Consider the following 20,262-nt stretch of genomic DNA (forward strand, 5'->3'; position numbering starts at 1 on the left):
TATGACGGGGCGCGGGCCGTGTTCCGCTATGCGGTTGTCAATTTGCGAAAGAAATTATGCGTCACCGTTACGACAACAAGGCGTCTGTCCAGGCGGAGGCATATAAGGTTCATCGCGAGTTCCGCACGCAAAGAAGGCCACTTAATGTGGCCTTCGTCTTGCGCAGGACTGTCCGAGCAGGGAACCTTATATGCCTCCGCCTGGACAGACGTTTCAGTTGTGGCTCAGCAGCTAGCAGCTACTTAATCTTGGTTGTGCCCGGCGCCAGGTTGGGGTCGGTCTCGTTGGCCTCGGTCTGGAAGTGCTCCGTATAGACGTTCTTGCCGTCGCGGAACATTTCGTAATACTGCATCTTGGCGTAATCCTCGCGTGCCTTGGTGGCGGCTGCGGCAACGGCGTCGTCGCCGGTGACGTTGGAGGAGAGCGCCCAGCGCAGGCTGGCGTCCTCGTAGCCCACCGAGTTGATGGCGGGCAGCGACTCGCGCAGCGTCATGTGCGCCTTCTGGTAGTCGGTCAGTGGTGCGCCGATCAGCTGCATCAGCTGGGTGGACAGATAGTTGGTGGACAGGTCGTCGACCTCACTCGTCTGGTTACAACCGGCAACGTCGTAGTTAGCCCAAATGATGTAGTCGGTCTGCCACAAGCGCTCCTGGTGGGTGGCGTCGTCCTCGCCGGTAAACCACTTATCGTTGAACTTGGACGGGAAGAAAGGCTGATGGTCGCCCCAGAACACCACGACCACCTTGCGGTCGAGCTTGCTCAAGGCGTTGAGGAAGTAGCGCAGCGCCTGGTCGGACTGCTCGATGCACGAGACGTACTCGTCGACATCGGAGAGCGTGCCGTCCTCGACGGTCTTGGCGTCCAGGTCGGTCGTGTCGATGTTCAGGTGCATCTGCTTGTCGACCGGCAGCAGGCCCGTGTCGTAGCCCGAGTGGTTCTGCATGGTCACGTCGAAGATAAACTGCGGATCGGCGTTCTGGTCGAGCAGCTCAAGAATCTTGTCGTAGGTCGCCTGGTCGGTCACCATGCCGCGCAGGGTGTCAGCTCCCTGGAAGTCGTTGATGGACAGGAACTGGTCAAAGCCAAAATCCTTGTAGACGTTCTCGCGGTTCCAGTTGGTTGCGTGGTTGGGGTGCATGGCCGTGGTGGAATATCCGAGCGACTTGAACTGCTCGGCTAAGTTTCCGGTCGTCTCCATGTTGTAGATGGTGTAGGGGTACACGCCCGAGCCCAGGTTGGCCATGGAGTTGCCGGTCATAAACTCAAACTCGGTATTGGCGGTGCCGCCGCCGTAGGCGCTCACGTAGAGCTTGCCGCGGCTGAGGCAGTTGGACAGGCTCTTAAAGTACTGCGGGCCTTCGTAGCCGGCGCGCATGTTCTGGTAGATGGATAGGTCCGAGAAGGTCTCGTTCATGATGGCGATGACCGTGGGCTTCTCGCTGTCGAACTGCTCCTTTGCGGCGGCGCGCTCGTCGCTCTTGGCGGCGTCGGACTTGTCGTAGGCCTTGGCGTACTTTTTGAGCGTGGCCTTGGCATCGTCGACGGAGTAGTCGGCGGGTTTGGGCGGCTTGATGGACTGTGCCGCACTAATAAAGGCGGGCAGGTAGCCCTCGCGCCAGTAGCTCTCGAGCGGGCGCCAGGTGTAGACGGTGATGCCGAGGGTGTTGTAGTAGTCGATGAGCGTGACATGCGCGGTTACGCCGCCCAGGCACAGCACTGCCACGAGCAGGTTGGTGAGCAGCATGCGCTTGGCGTTGGCGGCACCCTTCTGACGGTGCGGTGCCACCAGGCCGGCGTACTCGCACAGCAGCATGGCGATGGCGGTAAAGCCCATGGACAGCACGCAGAACAGCGAGATCGAGAAGGTGTAGCCGTTGCCGGCGACCGCGGCGGCGGTGGAGATGGCCGAAAGGTCGCCCGGCTGGATGGGCATGGATTTAAACGTGATGACAAAGAACTCTGCAATGCCTAGGACAAAGAGGGCAAAGGCCAGGACCGCGGGAGCTGCGCCGTGGCGCTGGAATAGGAAGAACAAGCCGACCATGAGCACGGTGATAATGGCCCATTCGAGCAGAATGCACAGGGGGTAGGCCCAGGTAAAGTCGTGGTTGGACGAGACCTCCATGCCCAGCAGCGCAAAGACGCCGGCGAGCAGTAGGCACAAGACGGCGGCGACGAGCGGTTTGCCCACAAAGGCGCCGCGCAGGCGGGCGAGCTTGCCGGTGGGGGCGGGGGCGTCGGGCTCGGCGAACGCAAAGACGCGCGGGGCGAAGCGGTCGCGGGCGATGCTGGCCCAAGCGCATCCGGTGAGAATGGCGTTGGTCAGGATGAGCATCACAAAGGCGAGCGGCTCGTTTTGAGCGACGAGGCCCACGGCGCCCCAAATAGTCAAAAAGACCTGGAACAGGCCGAAGGCGACGCTCCACCCAAGAGCACTTTTGGCGACGGTGCCCGACTGAGCGCGAATGGCCTTGGCCTCGCGCAAGACAAGGTAGACGGTCGCCGCAAGACCGACGAGCGAGATGGCGGCAGCGAACATGCTGAGACTCCTCACAAACTAAAACCTACGAAAGCGGGGGTTTACCCGATTGTTACCAAGATATGCGCTGCATTTGGTGACTGCGCACAACAACCAGCCATAATAACGCGCGTGCGTGGCGGTGTTGCGCAATGTAGCGGCGACCTGCGCGATAATGGACGGGAATTACACGGAAACGTAAAGGCTTCTTAAAGAAATGGCGAGGGTAGGGCGATGAGCGAGCAGGTTTGCAAGGCGGACATGGGCGGCGATGGAGCGGCGGTCGATACGTACGGCTATCCGGTCGAGACCACGGGCAACGCGGTGCTGGACACGTTGGAGCACCGTTCCTCCACGCGTGCCTTCGCGCGTGATGACGACGACCGCCCCGTGGCGGTGACCGACGAGCAACGGGCGGCGATTTTGCATGCGGCGAGTCGTGCGCCGTCGGCAGGCGCCATGATGATGTATTCCATCGTGAGCATTCGCGAGCAGGCTACGCTGGATCGTCTGGCCGACCTGTGCGATCACCAGCCCATGATCGCCAAGGCGCCCTGGGCACTTATATTTGTGGTCGATTATGCCAAGTGGATCGATCTGTTTGAGCACGTGGGCTGCTTTGAGCCCGAGTTTGTCGAGCGCACGGGCAAGGCGCCCCGCCGCGCGCCGGGTTTGGGCGACTTTGCGATCGCGGCCCAGGATGCCGTGATCGCCGCGCAAAACGCCGTGGTTGCCGCCGAGGCCCTGGGGCTGGGGAGCTGCTACATCGGTGATATCGTCGAGAATGCCGAGGAAGTCGCCGAGCTGCTCGATCTGCCGCCCTATACCATGCCGCTGTCGATGCTCATCATCGGCACGCCCCGTAAGGAGCGCCCGGCAATCGCGCACCCCGTGGTGAACCTGGTGCACGAGGAGCGCTACTGCCGCGCCGGCGCCACGACCATGGACGCGCAGGTGGCCGAGATGGACGCGATGTTCCGTCCGCATGCCCGCGAGGTAGGCGAGCGCGTGGTGGATATCTACACCCGCAAGCACACGAGCCCCTTTATGGCCGAGATGAGCCGTTCCATGGAGTGGTGGTTCAAAAACTGGCTCGGCAAGTAACGAATGCGGTGATGTGACAAAGGGACAGTCCCTTTGTCACATTCCATATCGCCGAGGTGGCCTAAAGGCCGTATAAATGTTTATTTAGCTGGGAAAACAGTGCCATTCAAACGTGGGCCGATTACCTATAATTCCTTCGAACATTAAAGTTGGGAGGAAACCGGCTTATGGAACAAAAGGCCAAGGAGGCAGCCTCGCACGCTGCGATTCCTGTGAGCATCTCGGCGATGCTCGTCACGCTGGGCGTGGTGTACGGCGATATCGGCACCAGCCCTATGTATGTAACCAAGGCGCTCGTTGCCGGCAACGGCGGCATCGGAAGCGTTACGGAGGAGTTCGTGCTCGGCGCGCTCTCCCTTGTCGTGTGGACGGTCACGCTGCTGACCACCATCAAGTACGTGCTGATCTCGCTGCGTGCCGATAACCACGGCGAGGGCGGCATCTTTGCCCTGTACAGCCTGGTCAAGCGCTGCGGCAAATGGCTCATCATCCCTGCCATGCTGGGTGGCGCCGCGCTGCTCGCCGACGGCATCCTGACGCCGGCCGTTACCGTTACCACGGCCATCGAGGGCCTGCGCACCATCCCGGCGGTCCATGCCGTGCTGGGCGATGACCAGGGCCGCGTCGTCGCCATTACGCTCGCCATCATCATCGTGCTCTTCTTGGTACAGCGCATCGGTACGGCCAAAATCGGTCACGCCTTTGGCCCCATCATGACGCTGTGGTTCCTGTTCCTGGGCGGCACGGGTCTGTTCTTTGTCTTCCAGCACCCCGCCGTGCTGCTGTGCCTCAACCCGGTGCGCGGCATCGCCTTTTTGCTGAGCCCCAACAACCACGCGGGCATCATGATCCTGGGCAGCTGCTTCCTCGCCACCACCGGTGCCGAGGCGCTCTACTCCGACATGGGCCACGTCGGCCGCGGCAACATCTACGCTACCTGGCCGTTCGTTAAGTGCTGTCTGCTGCTGTCCTATATGGGCCAGGGCGCTTGGCTTATGAACAACGCTGCCAACCCCGAGCTCATGGGCATTGCCGATCTCAACCCGTTCTACCAGATGCTCGCCCCGGGCCTGCGCCCGTTTGCCGTAGGCCTTTCCACCGTCGCGGCCATCATCGCCTCGCAGGCGCTCATCACCGGCGCATTCTCGCTGGTGTCCGAGGCCAGCCGTCTGGATCTCATGCCGCACATGCAGGTCTTCTACCCTGCCGAGACCAAGGGCCAGCTCTACATCCCCATGGTCAACAACGTCATGCTTGTCGGCTGCGTCATCGTGGTGCTGCTGTTCCAGAACTCGGCGCATATGGAAGCCGCCTACGGCCTTGCCATTACGCTGACTATGATGTGCACCACGCTGCTGCTCTTCTTCTACCTGCACGAGGAGCGCAAGCTCAAGGTTGCTCCGTGGATCTTCGCGGCTTTCTTCCTTTTGCTCGAAGGCTTCTTCTTCGTGAGCTCACTCACCAAGTTCTTCCACGGCGGCTACTTCACCATCCTCATGGCCGCGCTCATCATGGGCATCATGGTGTGCTGGTACAACGGTACGGCTGTTGAGCAGCGCCAGTTTACGCTGCTGCCGCTGCGCAGCTACCTGCCGCAGCTCAAGCGCCTGCGCGATGATGATCGCTACGAGCGCCTGAGCGACAACATCGTGTACCTGACCAAGGACACCCATACCGATTACATCGACCGTGATATCGTCTACTCGATCTTGGACAAGCATCCCAAGCGCGCTCGCGCCTGGTGGTTCGTGAATGTCGAGACCATGGACGAGCCGCATACCTTTGCCTATTCGGTCGAGACGTTCGGCACCGACTACGTGTTCCGCGTGCATCTGTACCTGGGCTACAAGATTAACCAGCGCGTCAATGCCTATCTGCGTCAGGTCGTTCAGGACCTGGCTGCCACCGGCGAGCTGCCGGCGCAGACGCATGACTACTCGGTCTACAAGGATCCGGGCAACATCGGTACGTTCAAATTCGTCATGATTCGCAAGCTTCTGGCACCCGAAAGCGACGTGGAGCCGAGCGAGCGTACGGCCATCACGCTCAAGTACATCATCCGCCGCGCCGCCGGCACGCCTGCGCGCTGGTACGGCCTGGAGAACTCCAACGTGAGCTTTGAGTACGTGCCGCTGTTCACCAAGTTTAAGGCCGTGAGCAAGATGCAGCGCCTGGCTCCCGACGAGCGTCCGTAGACTGCAAGGCTATACACTTGGAACCACCACAAGGGGAAACCACCACAAAGGTGCCTGTCCCCTTTGTGGTGGTTTTTGTTTTTGAGAGAGGGGCAGGGCGCTGATGGACGTCCGTACGGACGGCGATATGGCCGAGAACTTTTGGTGGCGGCGCACGACGTTGACGCGTCGCAGCCCTCTGTATGACGCCTGCGTGTCGGCGGGGCTGCTGGTCGCGGCGACGATTGTGGGCGCGCTGCTCGACCATCCGGGTCTCGCGCCGAGCATCATGATCGTCTATGTGTTCGCCGTGCAGCTGTGCGCGTTCTTTACCTGGAGCCGCCTGTATTGCTTGCTGAGTTCGGCTGCCGCCGTGGCGCTCTACAACTTCCTGTTTGTCGACCCGCGCTACTCGCTGTCGTTTATCGACCGCGTCTATCCCGGCATGTTCTTTATCATGTTTGCGGTCTCGCTCGTGTCGAGCTCGATTTCGCTTGCCCTGCGCCGTGCCTTAGCGCAGGCCGCCGCCAGCGACCGCCGCACGCAGATGGTGCTCGAGACCAACCGCATGCTGCAGCGCTGCGCCGATCAGCAGCAGATTGTCCATGCTATGGCAACGCAGCTGGCGCGTCTTTCGGGCTGTCCTGTCGTGTGGTACAGCGCCGACGCCGAGGGCGATGACCTGCTGCCGCGTGCGACATACACGGCCGTGGGCGATGTCGCGCCGGTGCATGAACTGGCGCCGCAGATGCCGCCGCGGCTCTCGGCGTCCGCCTATGTGGGAACGCCGCTCGATGCCACCTACGGCGGCTCGGCGTTCTACGGCATCTACCTGACCGTGCGCTCGGGCGACACCATGGTGCGCGCGGGCGATCCCGCCTCGGTGGTGGGCGTGCTGGCTATCGTTGCCGAGCCCGACGTGCTGACGCACGAGGAGCGGACACTTGCCGATGCCATCGTGAGCGAAGGCGAGCTGGCACTCGATCGCGCTCGCGCCATGGAGGCCCGCGAGGAGGCGGCGGTGCTTGCCAAAAATGAGCAGCTGCGCGCCAATCTGCTGCGCTCCATCTCGCACGATCTGCGCACGCCGCTTACCAGTATTTCGGGTAATGCCGACGTGCTGCTCGACCAGGGCTCGACCGGCACCGCGGTGCTCGATGCCCAGACGCGCCGCGGCCTGCTGCTATCCATTCGCTCGGATGCGCTGTGGCTCAACGCCACCGTCGAGAACCTGCTCGCCATCACCAAACTCGAGGGCGGCGGCATGCATCTGTCGACCACGCTCGAGCTCATGGACGATATCGTCGAGGAGGCGCTGCGCCATGTAAATCCGGCCGTGCGCGAGCACGATCTTAAGGTGGTGGCGAGCGATGAGCCGGCGCTCGTCAATGTCGATGCGCGCCTGATGGTGCAGCTGGTGGTAAACCTGGTGAACAATGCCATTACCTACACGCCCGCAGGCTCGCATATCGTGATCTCGATTGACGCCGGCGATGGACGCGTGGCGTGCTCGGTGGCCGATGACGGCCCGGGCATTGCTCCCGAGGACCGCGAGCGTATCTTTGAGTCGTTCTACACCGCCAACCATGGTTTGGCCGATAGCCGACGCAGTGTGGGCCTGGGGCTTTCGCTTTGCCGCTCCATTGCGCTGGCGCATGGCGGTAGCATAGAGGTTGCCGCGGCGGACCCGCACGGCTCGGTCTTTACGATCGAGCTTCCCGCCGCCGACGTTTCGTTTGATAAGGAGTAGCGCTGTGCCGAACTCTGCCGTGAAACCGCTCATCTTAGTCGTTGAGGACGATCCCGCCGTCCGCAACCTCATCGTTGCCGCGCTCGAGGCGCACGGCTTGCGCCATATGGCCGTGGAGACCGCACATGCTGCCATCGCCGCCGCCTCGTCGCAGGCGCCGAGCATTGTGCTGCTCGATCTGGGCCTGCCCGATATGGACGGCGTCAAGGTGGTGGAGTCGGTGCGCGCGTGGTCGGGCATGCCGATCATCGTGGTCTCGGCGCGCAGCGAGGACGCGGACAAGATCCGCGCGCTCGATGCCGGCGCCGACGATTACCTGACCAAGCCGTTTTCGGTCGAGGAGCTGCTCGCGCGCATTCGCACGACGCTCAGGCGCCTTTCGTATGCGCAAACGGGCGGCGTTTCCTCCGAGGGCTCGTTCGATACCGGCGAGTTGCATATCGATTTTGATGCCGGTATCGCCGCGATGGATGGCGAGGAGCTGCATCTGACACCGATTGAGTACAAGCTCTTGTGCCTGCTGGCACACAATGCCGACAAGGTGCTGACGCACCAGTTTATCCTGCACGAGATTTGGGGCACGGCGACCAAGAGCGACCTGGCGAGCCTGCGCGTCTTTATGGGCACGCTGCGCAAGAAGATTGAGTCCGACCCCGCGCATCCGCGCTATATCCAGACGCACGTAGGCATTGGCTACCGCCTAGTTACCCAAGGCTAGATCGCCAACCACCATCCCAATATGAGTTGCGGTGAAATACGGTCTAAATTTGCCTAATTCCAGGCAAAACAGTCCGTATTCCACCGCAACTTTGTTATCTGCCCTTGGGCTTGCTGGCGTAGAACTTTTTCTTTTTGGGCTTGCCGGCGGGGGAGGGTTTGCCGGCAAAGTTGGACTTGTCGTTGCCGGCCTGCGCGTGTGCGGGTACTGCCGCACGGGGCTTGCGGGCCTCGGGGTTGCGCAGTTCCTCAACGCGCTCGGCAATCTCCTCGACGCTAAAGCCGACCTCGGCCATGGCGTCCTCGATGGGCAGGCGGCGCACGATGTAGCAGTGGTGCACCTTCTGGTTGCGCGCGAAATCCTCGGGGATGGTCTGCGCCGTAATGTCCTCCAGCACCACGCCTGCGCGCGCAAGCTTGCGCGTCTCGGGGCGGAAACCGCGCAGGTTGCAGCTAAAGATGGCATGGCCGCCCTGCGCGAGCAGGCGCGATACGCCGGCCAAAAGCTCAACATGGTCGCGCTGAACATCCCAGGTGCGACGGCCCATCTTGGACGAGTTCGAGAACGTGGGCGGGTCGACAAAGATCAGGTCCCAGCGGTTGCGCGTCTGGCGCTGGTCGCGAATCCAGGCGAGCACGTCGTCGCGCACAAAATGATGCTGAGGCCCCACAAAGCCGTTCTGGCGCATGTTGCGCTCGGCCCAGTCCAGATAGGTGTTGGAGAGGTCGACCGTCACGGTCTCCTCGACGCCGCCGTCTGCCGCGTAGCAGGTGGCAGTGCCGGTGTAGGCAAACAGATTGAGGAAGCGGCGCGCCTGCTTGGCGTGCTCGCGCACCAGGTTGCGGGTGACGCGGTGGTCCAAGAAGATGCCGACGTCCAGGTAGTCGTCAAAGTTGACGGCAAAGGTGAGGCCGCCCTCTTCGATGAGCGGCAGGCGACGACGCGCGATATTGGCGCGCTCACCCGAGCCGCCCTTGCCGGCGCCCTGCTTGCCGTACTGCGAGCCGCCGCGCGAACGCATGCGGGCCTTGGCGTGCACATGCTCGGCGGGAACATCTAGGATGCGCGGCGCGATGGCCAGAATGTCGAGCATACGGGCCTGGGCCAGTGCGGGGTCGATGGTCTTGGGCGCGGCGTATTCGGCGATGACGAGCCAGCGGCCCGGCGTCTGCGGGCAACCCTCGTACAGGTCGATAGCGGCGGAGTAGTCGGGCAGGTCGGCATCGTAGACGCGGTAGCAGCTCACGCCCTCGCGCTTTGCCCACTTGCGACGCAGGCGGGCGTTTTTGCGCAGGCGGTTGGCGAACTGCTCCGACTCGGGGATGAGCACGGGCAGCGGCTTGCCGTCGCCCAGGTCGAGCATGGCGGCAGGCTCGGGCATGGCGGAAGCGGCGGCTTCGTCGTTGACTTCGTTGGCATCCGTAACCTCGGCCTCGGCATTCGCACTGGTCGCAGCTTCGAATGTCGCGGCGGCGTGGTCGAGCGAGGGCCAAACCTCAATAGCCGCCTCCTCGTTATTGGGCATGACAGCGATGGAGCGCGCAGACTCGGCATGGAGCGCGCGGGCCATAAGGCCATCGCGGGTGAGCGCGGCGACCGGTGCCGAAGCGAGCTCGGGCGCGCGGCGCAGCTCGCCGATCAGCGTCATGGCGTCGTGCATGAGCGAAAGCGGTGTCTCGGTCGTATCCGCGACCACGGCGGCGCCGGCGACAGCGCCTGCATGGTCCAACACGGTGGCGGGCTTGGCAGCGCAAAAGTCGACAAAACGCTTGTAGCCGGCGCACTTGACCATGCGCTCTGCGGTCTTGCGGGCGGCGGGGTCGATGTCTACGGCCACGATGCGCGCCTGTCGCTCGCGTGCTGCCGTCTCGCGCTCGCGCGCCTCGGCAAGCAGCTGCTCCCACAGGGCGGCATCGTGCAGCTGCCAGCCCTCAAAGCCCCAGCGCTCGCGTGCGGCGCCCGGGGCGCGGTCGGTCAGAATGTTCACGGCCTCCAGCAGCAGACCGCCGCCGGCGCACGAGGCATCGATCAGCGTGGGAAGGGCTTCGTTCTCGTAATCGTCGGCCGTCAGCTCGCGCTCGCATAGTGCGGTCCAGCCGACCTGCGCCAGCGCCAGGGCGGCGTAGTCGGGGCGCAGCACGTGCGCGCCCTCGCCGGCGCGGGTCGCTGCGGGCGGTAGGCGTTTGAACAGCGGGTCGCCCGAAAGGTCCAGGCTGATGCTCGCGCGGCGCTGACGCAGCGAAAGCAGCAGGTGAACATCGGGATCGGCGGCGTCGACATCGGCGCGACGGCCCGTGGTTTCGGCCAAGCGGTCGCACAATGCGTCCTTGGCGCGCAGGGCCGAGAAGCGCGTGTTGCGCAGCTGCTCGGTCACGCCGCGGGCGGTAATGGCGATGGTGGCGCCGGGGCGGACGATGCTCTCCCAGGCGATGTCGTAAACGCTATCGTACAGTTCATCGGCATCCTGCGCCTCAAAGCGCCCGAGTACCACGAACACGCGGCTCGCCAGGCGCGACCACAGACAGGCGCGGTAGCCTTCTTCGAGCTCGCCCTCAAACGTAGCGCGGCCTTTCAGGCGGCGGACATGCGAAAGCCCGAGGCGTTTAAGCTCATCGGCGAGTGCGGACTCAAAGCCCTCGGGGCAGCTTGCGTAAAATTCCATGGGTGACCTCTCTGGTTGCGTCGCTCCATTATATGATGGATGCTTCGTTTGCCCTTATCCTCGAAAGGAACCCATATGATTGATGCGTGTCCCGAACCCGCTGTGCTCTTTTTTGACGTGGACGGCACGCTGACGTCGTTCGATCCCGACGATATGACCGATAAGGACTTTTCGGCGGTTCGCCCTTCGCAGACGGTGGTTGAGGCGTTCCATGCACTGCGCGATGCGGGGCACAAGGCGTTTATCTGCACGGGTCGTCCCCTGTGGCTCATCGCGGACAGTTTGCGTGCGCTCGACCCCGCGGGCGTCGTTGCCATGGCGGGGGCCACGCTCGAGGTCGAGGGCCGCGTGGCACACGAGGACTGCATTGACGAGGACATTGTTGAGGAGCTCGCGCGTCGCATTACTGTGGCGGGCGGCGAGGCGTTGTTCGAGACGAACGGTGCCACCTATTCACTTGAGCCAGTTGGTGTCGAACAGTCATTTCTGCTAGGCGCCGGCGTGGTGCATGGCGTTGATCAGATGCGCGTCGATGGGCATTTGCGCGTAGGCAAGGTGTGCATTAACGCGTGCGACCTAGCTCGCGTAGCCAACGACGATGGCTTTATCGAGCGCGAGTTTGAGCTGTGCAACACCGGTGGTCAGAATCGCGAGCTGAGCCCCAAGGGCATCGACAAGGGCGTGGGCGTGGCGCGAGCGCTGGAATACCTGGGTCGCACCGGCAACGCGCGCACCTTTGGCTTTGGCGATTCCGGCAACGATCTGGGTATGCTCGCCGCCGTCGAGACGGCTGTAGCCATGGGCAACGCCATGCCCGAGGTCAAGGCAGTCGCCGACTACGTGACCGACGATGTCGCACACGATGGCACCGTCACAGCGATGCAACATTTCGGCCTCATCTAATGAATCTCGCCTTCTGACGTTTGCTCAAACTGCGACTCTTTGCTTTTGCATGCTCAATCGATTTATCAATCCAAACACTGAGGTGTTTATACCGTTCGCCGAGAAGATAAAAACCCGCAGTTCACGCCTTGATAAACGTAGGTAAAGTGTTTAGCAGTTTATCGGCCGTATGCTAACGAAAGGAATCAGGCAGATGGCAATCAAGGTGTTCGCTGACGGTGCAAATCTCGAGGGCATGCTCGACATGTACGAGAACGGCAACGTTCAGGGTTTCACGACCAACCCGTCCCTTATGAAGAAGGGCGGCGTGACGGATTACCGCGCGTTTGCCAAGGAGGTCCTGGCCCACATCACCGATGTGTCCGTGTCGTTTGAGGTCTTTGCCGACGACGTCGAGACCATGGAGGTCGAGGCCCGCGAGATCGCTACCTGGGCCGAGAACGTCTACGTCAAGATTCCGTGCGTGACCACCAAGGGTGAGTCCACCGCCGAGCTGGTGCGCAAGCTTTCGGCCGACGGCATCAAGGTCAACGTCACCACCATCTTTACGCCTACGCAGGTCGACGAGATGGTCGAGGCCGTTGATGCCGAGACACCGTCCATCATCTCGCTCTTTGCCGGCCGCATCGCCGATACCGGCGTCGACCCCATTCCGTTTATGACGGAGTCGGTCAAGAAGGCCGCCGCCAAGCCCAACTGCGAGGTCCTGTGGGCATCCACGCGTGAGCTTATCAATATTTACCAGGCGGAAGGATGCGGTTGCCAGATCATCACGGTGCCCAACAGCATCCTGGCCAAGCGTAAGAACATCGGCCGTGACCCGTACGAGGTCTCGCTCGATACCGTGCGCGGTTTTGCCAAGGATATCGCCTCGCTCGGTTTCCATATCCTGCCGTAACGCGAACGCTGGCTACATCGCGGGTTGTTCGCCCCGGCCTTTCCTTTCCCTATCGCTCACGCGCTTCGCGAGGGTCGCGCTAGGCAAAGGAAAGGCCGGGGCTGCCGACACGAACTTGCCGGTAGGTTGGTGATAGGCTTCCATATCCTGCCGTGGACAAAGGTACCCCCGCCTGCGCCGTGCAAAATTGAGAGTATTCAGCAAGGTAAAGGCTTTTACCAGCTGGGTGAAGCATGGAACAGCCCCCGTTTTGGCTCTGATGACGCTAAAACGGGGGCTGTTTCTTGCTTTTTCGTCTCTGAGGGGCATCCGGAACGGTGGAATTTGCAGAATACTCGCGATTTTGCACGTCGCGAGAGGGGGGACCCTTGCTTTGGCGGTTTACTTCCCCTGCACCATGGTGAGGGAGATCTTCTTGCGGTCGCGATCGACCTTTTCAACCCACACCTTGACCGTGTCACCGACGCGCACCACGTCGCTGGGGTGCTTGACGAAGCGGTTGGCCAGCTTGGAGATGTGCACGAGGCCGTCCTGGTGCACGCCCACGTCGACGAAGGCGCCAAAGTCCACAACGTTGCGCACCGTGCCCTTGAGTTCCATGCCGGGCTCCAGGTCGTCGATCGAAAGCGCCGAGCGGCTAAAGACCACCTCGGGCGCGTCGTCGCGCGGGTCGCGGCCGGGCTTCTTGAGCTCGTTGACGATGTCGATGAGCGTTAAGGTGCCGCAGTCCAGGTCGCTTGCCAGCGCCGAGATGCTGCCCAGGCGGCGCTCGATATCGGGCACGCCGCCGCGGCTGAGCTCGCTTGCCGCAACGCCGGCGCGCTCCAGGACGGCCGTGGCCACCTCGTAGCTTTCGGGGTGGACGCTTGTCGCGTCGAGCGGGTTCTTGCCGCCGCTGATGCGCAGGAAACCTGCGGCGTTGAGGTACGCCTTGGGTCCCAGCTTGGGGACCTTCTTGAGCTGGCGGCGATCGGTAAAGGCGCCGTTTTCCTCGCGGTAGGCCACGATGTTTTTGGCTACGCTCGGCGTAATGCCCGACACGTAGCCCAGCAGGCTTGCGCTCGCGGTGTTGACGTCGACGCCCACACGGTTGACGACGTCTTCCACCACGTGGCCCAGGGTGCGCGAAAGCTCGGCCTGGTCAAGGTCGTGCTGGTACTGGCCAACGCCGATGGACTGGGGCGGAATCTTGACGAGCTCTGCCAGCGGGTCTTGCAGACGGCGGCCCAGGCTCATGGCGCCACGTACGGTGACGTCCAGGTCGGGATATTCCTGGCTGGCGAGCTCGGAGGCGGAGTACACCGACGCGCCGGCCTCGTTGACGATGGTGTAACGAAGGCTGGGCGCCTGCTCGGTAATGAACTCCGAGACGACTTCCTCGGTCTCGCGGCTGGCGGTGCCGTTGCCGATGACGATGGTGTTGACGCCGTCCTTCTTGACGAGGCGGGCGAGCTCGCGCTTGGTGCCGGCGACGTCGTGGCGCGGCTTGGTGGGATAGACCACGCCGTGGTCGAGTAGCTTGCCGGTCTCGTCCATGACGGCGACCTTGCAGCCGGTGCGGTAGCTCGGATCGAGCGCGAGCACGCGGGCGCCGCGCACGGGGCGTGCCGAGAGCAGGCCTTCGAGATTCTTGGCAAAGACGTTGATGGCCTCGGTCTGGGCGCGGACGGTGAGTTTGGCGCGTGCCTCGCGCTCCAGCGAGGGGGCCATGAGGCGCTTGTAACCGTCAGCGATAGCGGCGTCAAAGACGGGCGCAAAGACGCCCTGGCGACGGGGCCAGCGGCTGCCGAGGCGCGCCGTGGCGGCGGCACCGTCGACGTTCACGCGTACGCGGAGCTTGCCCTCGCGCTCGCCGCGGTCGATAGCCAGCACGCGGTGGTTGGGGATGCGGCGCAGCGGTTCGTCATAGCTGTAGTACGGCTCGTAGGGGGTCTTCTCGGCGGGGTCGGTGGCCTCAACGACGATGTCGGCGGTGTTTTGCGTAAAGGCGCGCAGATCGGCGACGTTCTCGGGGTCCTCGGCCACCGTCTCGGCCACGATGTCGGCGGCGCCGGCGAGCGCCTTTTCGGGCGTGCCGAAGCCGGCCTCCTCGTTGACGTATGCCGCGGCGGCGTCGAGCGCGCTGCCCTTGGCCGAGGCCTGCATGATGATCATATTGGCGAGCGGCTCGAGTCCCGCCTCGCGGGCCTTCTGTGCTCGGGTCATGCGCTTTTTGCGGTAGGGTTTGTAGAGGTCCTCGACGCGCTGGAGCTGCGTGGCCTCGCGAATCTGCTGCTCAAGCTCGGGCGTGAGCTTGCCCTGCGCGTCGATGAGCAGGATGACGTCCTCTTTGCGCTGCTCAAGATTGCGCAGGTAGGACAGGCGCTCGTCGAGCGCGCGCAGGGCGACGTCATCCATGCCGCCGGTGGCCTCTTTACGGTAGCGCGAGATAAAGGGGATGGTGTTGCCCTCGTCGATGAGCTTGACGGCTGCCTCGACGTTGGCGGCCTTAAGGTTGAGCTCGCGCGCGAGCTGGGCGATAAGATCCATGGGACTCCTTGCGTTTAAGGTGCGTTTGCAGCACAGAGCTACCAAGGATACCACCCGTCCCAAAAGACTGTTTTGGGGCCGCGCCATGAAAGCGGCCTATCTACTACGTTTGAACCGTGTGGGTCGACCATCCCCCGGTTTTCCGAAAAGTGGCAAGCCGTTTACCTGCGGTTTTTATTCCGCGAAATTTGGCATGGTTGAGGGCGATCGGTTAAACGTAGTAGATAGGCCGCTTTCGTGGCGAACGAATCAAGCTGAGGTGCAAAAAGGCCCCCATCTCAGAAAAATCGTCAGCGAAGTAGCAAAAAGCCCCGCGGGCAGGAGGCTGCTCGCGGGGTAAAGAAGAGGGGCTTATTTGTGGCGGACCGAGGGGCTCGGCATGGGGTTTCCGCCGCGGCCGCTCTTAAGGCATTACAGCTCGACGAGCTGACCGGTCTCGGCGGCCTCCTTGATGGCGTTAAGCAGCGTGAGCGTCTTAACGTTGTCGGCGGGGGTCACGACGGGCTCGACCTCGCGGCGGACGACCTTCACAAAGTGCTTGAGCTGCATCTTGTGCGGCAGCGCCGGGTCCACGGCCGGGATCTCCATCTGCAGCGGCTTGTGCCAGTTGGAGGCACCGTTGTAGGAGAACTGGTGCAGGCGGGGCAGCGAAAGGGCACCCAAGGTTCCGCCGATAAAGTAGGCGTCAGCGTCGAAGGGGCGGTACTGCGGATCCTCGCGAGCGGTTGCCTCCCAGTTCCAGGGGCTGGCGGTGGCGTCGGAGATGGTCATGCTCGCAAGCGCGCCATCGGCAAAACGGACGTTGACCACGGCGGAGTCCTCGGTCTCAAAACCGCGGGCGGCACTGGACTGCATACCCTGGACGGCAACGGGCTCACCCAGCAGATAGCGGAGCAGGTCGACGTCGTGCACCAGGTTGACCAGGATCGGGCCGGCACCCTTTTTGCGGCGCCACTCGACATCAAAGTACTCGTCATTCTTATAGATCATGTAGTGGAAGCTCGACACGGTGAGCTTGCCCAGCTCACCGGACTCGATGATCTCCTTGGCCTTGTTGACGAAGGGGTTGTGGCGACGGTGCTGGCCCACGAGCACGGGCACGCCGGCGGTCTCGGCCTCGGCGGCGAAGGCCTGGGCATCCTCGAGGTCGTTGGAGATTGGCTTTTCGACCAGCGGCACGATGTTGCGCTTCACGGCCTCGCGGGCAACGCCCAGATGCAGGTCGTTGGGGGTGGCGATGATGACGGCCTCGGGCTTGACCTCGTCCATCATCTGGGCGGGATCGGTGTAAAACGGCACGCCGGCGGCCTCGGCCGTGGCACGGGCGCCCTCAAAGGCGTCGGCGATGGCGACGAGCTCGGCCTCGGGCTCCTCGGTGACAAAGCGGATGTGGTTGCGGCCCATGGCACCGGCGCCGATAACGGCAATGCGGACGGGATTGAGCTCAGACATTTCGACTCCTTAATACTGGTGATCGGTGGAATGCGACAAAGGGACTGTCCCTTTGTCGCATCGGTAAAACTAGGCGGACTTCTTCTTGCTGTCGGAGACCATCATGTAGACGGTGAGCACGACGGCGATGGCGGCGATCACGATGGCGCCATAGAAGGACTGCTGGTAGGCGGCGCTGCCGGCCTCGGCGTGATACAGCACGGCGGTGATGGGCTGGCTGATCCAGGTAGAAGCGGCGTAGCCCAAAAACATGATGCCGTAGTTGACGCCGATGTTGCTGGTACCGAAGGCGCCACCGGTGAGCGGCGGGTAGATGACGAGCAGGGCGCCAAAGCTAAAGCCGAGCAGGGCGAGCGCCACAAAGAACATACCCTGCGTAAAGCTCATCGACATGATGACGAGCGCGACGATGGTGACGACAAGGCTGATGAGCAGCGACTTGTAGGCGCCGATCTTGTCGATGATCTGGCCAAAGGACAGACGGCCGACCAGGTTTGCGCAGGTGTTGACGGAGACCACCACGCCGCCGAGGGCGACGGCAGCGGCGCTCGTGGGGTCGGCGAAGAGCTGGACGGCGGCGATGGAGGCAACCTTGCCCACGAGCAGGGTGCCCGCGGTGGCGGCAAAGGCGAAGGTGACGATGAGGACCCAAAAGCGCGGGGTCCTGACCATCTCGCCCGGGGTGAGGTCGCCGAAGGTACCGGCGTGCGCGCCGCCCTTGGGGGCCTCGAAGCCCTCGGGTAGCCAGCCGGCCTCGGGGGCCTTCAGGAACAGGGCGGAGGCGGCGATCGTCACAAAGAAGATGACGCCGAGTGCCTTGAGGGCGCCAAAGATGCCCAGGCTCGGGATGAGCAGCGAGGCGAGCACCGGGGACAGCACGGCGGGGCCGGCGGTCGAAGCGGCAAGGGTGATGCCGGAGGCGAGACCCTTCTTGTCGATGAACCACTTTTGGCCGGTGGTGAGCGCCGGGTTGTAGCCCAGGCCGTTGCCGACGGCGGCGACGAGCGAGAACCACAGGTAGAACTGCCACGGCTCGGTGACGGTGCCGGACATGAACCAGCCCAGGCCGTAGCACACGGCGGCGGCGATCACGACGTTGCGCGGGCCGATCTTATCGGAGATGCGGCCGGCGAAGATGCCCGTCACGGCCATGATGGTCTGAAAGACCGGGAAGGCCCAGGTAAGAGCGCTGGACCACTCGGGGTAGACGGCGAGCAGGTTCTTGCTCACGACGGAATACAGCGCGATGGAGCTGATGAAGAACATGGTGACGCACGCGGCGGAAAGCACGACGGCGCGACCCTTGTTGGAGTTGGTGGAAGCCATGGGACTCTTTCTAATCGATACGGGGGAGGAGCGGTCGTATCCGCGGGTCTCCCTGTTAGGTTGGTTTACTGGTCAGTCGGCTTGGCGACGCCGGACTCATCGGACCAAAGCTCGACACCCTTGTTCTTGAGGTAGTTGTCGGCATAGGCGCGACGGCCGCCGGGCTTGGCGGTGAGGTCGCCCATCATGTTGGAGAAGCCACCGTCGACTTTGATGGCGTCGCCGGTGGTAAAGTCCGAGCGTTTGGACGCCAGGAACATGACGGCGTTGGCGATATCGCTGACCTCGCCGATGCGACGCGTGGCGATCAGGCGGCTGCGGCTCTTTTCGACCTCGGGGTCGGCGTAAAAGCTTGCCGACATCGGGGTCTTAACGAAGCAGGGCTCGACGCAGTTGGAGCGGACGCCGTAGGGGCCCCACTCGGCGGCGAGCATCTTGGACATCATGTTGACGCCGGCCTTGGTGGAGCTGTACACGCCCGAGAACGTCTCGGGGGAGTGGCTGGCGACGGTCGAGATGTGCACCAGGCGACCCTGGCCGGCCTTGATCATCTCGCGACCAAAGCGCTGCGAGGTGATGAAGTAGCCGGTGAGGTTGACGTTGAGCACCTGCTCCCAGTCGCTCAGCGGCAGGTCCTCCATAGCGGCAAAGCGCAGGATGCCGGCGGTGTTGACGAGGACGTCGACGCGGCCGAAGTTGGCGATGGTGGCGTCGACAGCAGCCTGAACCTCGGCCTCGTCGGTGGCGTTCATCTTGCAGCCCTCGGCGTGGATGCCAAACTCGGCAGCGAGGTCGGCGGCAGCGGCCTTGACCTTCTCCTCGTCCAGATCGAGCAGGACGACGTTGGCGCCATTGCGGGCGAACTCGCGGCAAATCTCGACGCCCATACCGCCGAGTGCGCCAGTCACGGCGCAGACATCGCCCTCGAGCTTAAGCCAGTTGCTCATAGGAACTTCCCTTCTTGTACCTCCCGGTGGGTCGCTCCCATTAACCGACCCACGTGGTTTTCGCTGGTTATCGTATGCTTTGCATTTGCGCAGGTGAATTGCATATTTGTTAGAATGGCGTTAACCGTAGGTTTATAGCTTGCAAGACGATGCGCCTTTAATTGAGTGTGTGACCTGCCAAAACAACCCCCTTCGGCAGTTCATTGCCATGCGTCTGGAAACAGGAGATTGACGTGTACGATCGACGACTCGAGGCCATATCGGCCGCCGCGGAGCTGGGAAGCTTCTCGCGCGCGGCGGCAAAATTGCGCGTGTCGACTCCGGCGCTCGTCAAGCAGGTGTCGGGCTTCGAGGCCGAGTTCGGCATCACACTGTTCGAACGCTCGCACTCGGGCGTCAAGGTGACGCCGGCCGGCGCACTGCTGGTGGACGACGCGCGCTCGATCATGCGGCAGTCCGAGGACGCGCTGCGCCGCGCCCGACGCGCGGCGGGCGAGGGCGGTGCCGTGCGTCTGGGTGTGTCGATGATGTGCCCGGGGCGCCAAACGCTGTCGATGTGGTCGGGCATTCACGATCTGGAACCGTCGCTGCGATTTGAGATCGTGCCGGTAAGCGACCTCTACGACGAGTGCGAGACCGTCATGCGCAGCTTGGGCCGCGAGGTCGATGTGGTGCAGTCGAGCTTTTCGACCCCACGCTGGGGCGACGCATGCCAAAGGCTCCGCATCGTCAACGTGCCGTTTTATATCGACGTGCCGCGCACGAGCCCGCTTGCGCGCAAGACGCGTATCACGGTTGCTGACCTGGAGGGCATGCGCCTGCGCGTGCTCCGTCACGGCAACGACGCTATGGACAGTCTGCGTATCGATCTTTTGGCAGACGGCGGCGTAGACGTGATCGACGTGGACAGCTTTGACTTTGCGCTCTTTAACGAAGCCGAGGAAAAGGGCGACGCGGTGCTCACCTGCGGCGCATGGTCGGGGGTACACCCGGCCTTTGTGGGCGTGCCGTTTCTATGCGGGCGAGAGGTGCCGGTCTTTCTGCACTACCCGCTCGAGCCCACCCTCCAAGTCCAAAAATTCGTCAACGCCATGGCCCAACTCCTCAAGTAGCTTACACAAAACGAGGCCCTGGCCAAACGGCCAGGGCCTCACTAACCTTTATTCCGTTTTAAACAACGGGCTGATTGCGCGCAGGAGGGTGCCCCGGGGCGGCGGGGTATTTCCTCCGCGCGCAGTTTCGCAGCGAAGCGAGAATGTTTGAGCACGGAGGAATTACCCC

General features: G+C 62.9%; 13 protein-coding genes. 7 read left to right on the forward strand and 6 right to left on the reverse strand.

Annotated elements, in window-relative coordinates:
- Positions 1–238: 238 nt before the first annotated feature.
- On the reverse strand, positions 239–2,539 hold the full coding sequence (locus PMW67_RS08895) for an LTA synthase family protein (protein WP_271739529.1): 2,301 nt from the start codon (positions 2,537–2,539) through the stop codon (positions 239–241).
- Between the two features lie 213 nt (positions 2,540–2,752).
- Between PMW67_RS08895 and PMW67_RS08900 the strand changes: the two genes are divergently transcribed.
- The 4 genes from PMW67_RS08900 to PMW67_RS08915 all read left to right on the forward strand — a co-directional run bounded on the left by PMW67_RS08900 (position 2,753) and on the right by PMW67_RS08915 (position 8,264).
- The gene (locus PMW67_RS08900; RefSeq protein WP_233540832.1) at positions 2,753–3,622 is read left to right on the forward strand and encodes a nitroreductase family protein; all 870 of its coding nucleotides are present in this window, start codon (positions 2,753–2,755) and stop codon (positions 3,620–3,622) included.
- Between the two features lie 167 nt (positions 3,623–3,789).
- Positions 3,790–5,817, forward strand: coding sequence for a KUP/HAK/KT family potassium transporter (locus tag PMW67_RS08905; RefSeq protein WP_271739531.1), 2,028 nt, complete (start codon positions 3,790–3,792; stop codon positions 5,815–5,817).
- Positions 5,818–5,920: 103 nt separating this feature from the next.
- Positions 5,921–7,546 carry a sensor histidine kinase gene (locus PMW67_RS08910; protein ID WP_271739533.1) on the forward strand — a complete coding sequence of 542 codons (1,626 nt, stop codon included), beginning with the start codon at positions 5,921–5,923 and terminating at the stop codon, positions 7,544–7,546.
- A 4-nt stretch (positions 7,547–7,550) separates the two neighbouring features.
- A complete protein-coding gene (locus tag PMW67_RS08915; RefSeq protein WP_233544227.1) occupies positions 7,551–8,264 on the forward strand; it encodes a response regulator in 714 nt (237 codons plus the stop codon).
- Positions 8,265–8,358: 94 nt separating this feature from the next.
- Here the strand turns inward: PMW67_RS08915 and rlmKL are convergent, their stop codons facing one another.
- The gene (gene rlmKL / locus PMW67_RS08920; protein ID WP_271739536.1) at positions 8,359–10,926 is read right to left on the reverse strand and encodes a bifunctional 23S rRNA (guanine(2069)-N(7))-methyltransferase RlmK/23S rRNA (guanine(2445)-N(2))-methyltransferase RlmL; all 2,568 of its coding nucleotides are present in this window, start codon (positions 10,924–10,926) and stop codon (positions 8,359–8,361) included.
- Positions 10,927–11,001: 75 nt separating this feature from the next.
- Here rlmKL and PMW67_RS08925 point away from each other — a divergent pair, with 75 nt between their 5' ends.
- The gene (locus PMW67_RS08925) at positions 11,002–11,829 is read left to right on the forward strand and encodes an HAD hydrolase family protein (protein ID WP_158558636.1); all 828 of its coding nucleotides are present in this window, start codon (positions 11,002–11,004) and stop codon (positions 11,827–11,829) included.
- 193 nt (positions 11,830–12,022) lie between these two features.
- Complete coding sequence (locus PMW67_RS08930; protein WP_199580544.1) at positions 12,023–12,727, forward strand: transaldolase; 705 nt, start codon at positions 12,023–12,025, stop codon at positions 12,725–12,727.
- 381 nt (positions 12,728–13,108) lie between these two features.
- On the opposite strand, the gene PMW67_RS08935 is transcribed toward PMW67_RS08930, so the two are convergent.
- The 4 genes from PMW67_RS08935 to PMW67_RS08950 form a co-directional block, all read right to left on the reverse strand.
- Complete coding sequence (locus PMW67_RS08935; RefSeq protein WP_271739540.1) at positions 13,109–15,256, reverse strand: Tex family protein; 2,148 nt, start codon at positions 15,254–15,256, stop codon at positions 13,109–13,111.
- Between the two features lie 411 nt (positions 15,257–15,667).
- Positions 15,668–16,708, reverse strand: a complete 1,041-nt coding sequence (locus PMW67_RS08940) for a Gfo/Idh/MocA family oxidoreductase (RefSeq protein ID WP_271739541.1) — start codon at positions 16,706–16,708, stop codon at positions 15,668–15,670.
- A gap of 69 nt (positions 16,709–16,777) precedes the next feature.
- Positions 16,778–18,034, reverse strand: a complete 1,257-nt coding sequence (locus PMW67_RS08945; RefSeq protein ID WP_271739542.1) for an MFS transporter — start codon at positions 18,032–18,034, stop codon at positions 16,778–16,780.
- Between the two features lie 65 nt (positions 18,035–18,099).
- The gene (locus PMW67_RS08950) at positions 18,100–18,981 is read right to left on the reverse strand and encodes an SDR family NAD(P)-dependent oxidoreductase (protein WP_271739543.1); all 882 of its coding nucleotides are present in this window, start codon (positions 18,979–18,981) and stop codon (positions 18,100–18,102) included.
- Between the two features lie 233 nt (positions 18,982–19,214).
- On the opposite strand from PMW67_RS08950, the gene PMW67_RS08955 reads away from it, so the two are divergent.
- Entirely contained in the window at positions 19,215–20,093 is an 879-nt protein-coding gene (locus tag PMW67_RS08955) for a LysR family transcriptional regulator (protein WP_271739544.1), read from the forward strand.
- Positions 20,094–20,262 lie beyond the last annotated feature (169 nt).

Origin of the sequence: Collinsella aerofaciens (assembly GCF_028209395.1) — a bacterium.
Taxonomy (GTDB): Bacteria; Actinomycetota; Coriobacteriia; order Coriobacteriales; family Coriobacteriaceae; genus Collinsella; species Collinsella aerofaciens_AZ.

What these genes read in the sequence shown, in the direction of transcription:
- PMW67_RS08925 (WP_158558636.1), top strand. Translation starts at nt 11,002, where the DNA reads ATGATTGATGCGTGTCCCGAACCCGCTGTGCTCTTTTTTGACGTGGAC.
- PMW67_RS08910 (WP_271739533.1), top strand. Translation starts at nt 5,921, where the DNA reads ATGGACGTCCGTACGGACGGCGATATGGCCGAGAACTTTTGGTGGCGG.
- PMW67_RS08945 (WP_271739542.1), bottom strand. Translation starts at nt 18,034, where the DNA reads ATGGCTTCCACCAACTCCAACAAGGGTCGCGCCGTCGTGCTTTCCGCC.
- rlmKL (WP_271739536.1), bottom strand. Translation starts at nt 10,926, where the DNA reads ATGGAATTTTACGCAAGCTGCCCCGAGGGCTTTGAGTCCGCACTCGCC.
- PMW67_RS08895 (WP_271739529.1), bottom strand. Translation starts at nt 2,539, where the DNA reads ATGTTCGCTGCCGCCATCTCGCTCGTCGGTCTTGCGGCGACCGTCTAC.
- PMW67_RS08900 (WP_233540832.1), top strand. Translation starts at nt 2,753, where the DNA reads ATGAGCGAGCAGGTTTGCAAGGCGGACATGGGCGGCGATGGAGCGGCG.
- PMW67_RS08935 (WP_271739540.1), bottom strand. Translation starts at nt 15,256, where the DNA reads ATGGATCTTATCGCCCAGCTCGCGCGCGAGCTCAACCTTAAGGCCGCC.
- PMW67_RS08905 (WP_271739531.1), top strand. Translation starts at nt 3,790, where the DNA reads ATGGAACAAAAGGCCAAGGAGGCAGCCTCGCACGCTGCGATTCCTGTG.
- PMW67_RS08950 (WP_271739543.1), bottom strand. Translation starts at nt 18,981, where the DNA reads ATGAGCAACTGGCTTAAGCTCGAGGGCGATGTCTGCGCCGTGACTGGC.
- PMW67_RS08930 (WP_199580544.1), top strand. Translation starts at nt 12,023, where the DNA reads ATGGCAATCAAGGTGTTCGCTGACGGTGCAAATCTCGAGGGCATGCTC.
- PMW67_RS08940 (WP_271739541.1), bottom strand. Translation starts at nt 16,708, where the DNA reads ATGTCTGAGCTCAATCCCGTCCGCATTGCCGTTATCGGCGCCGGTGCC.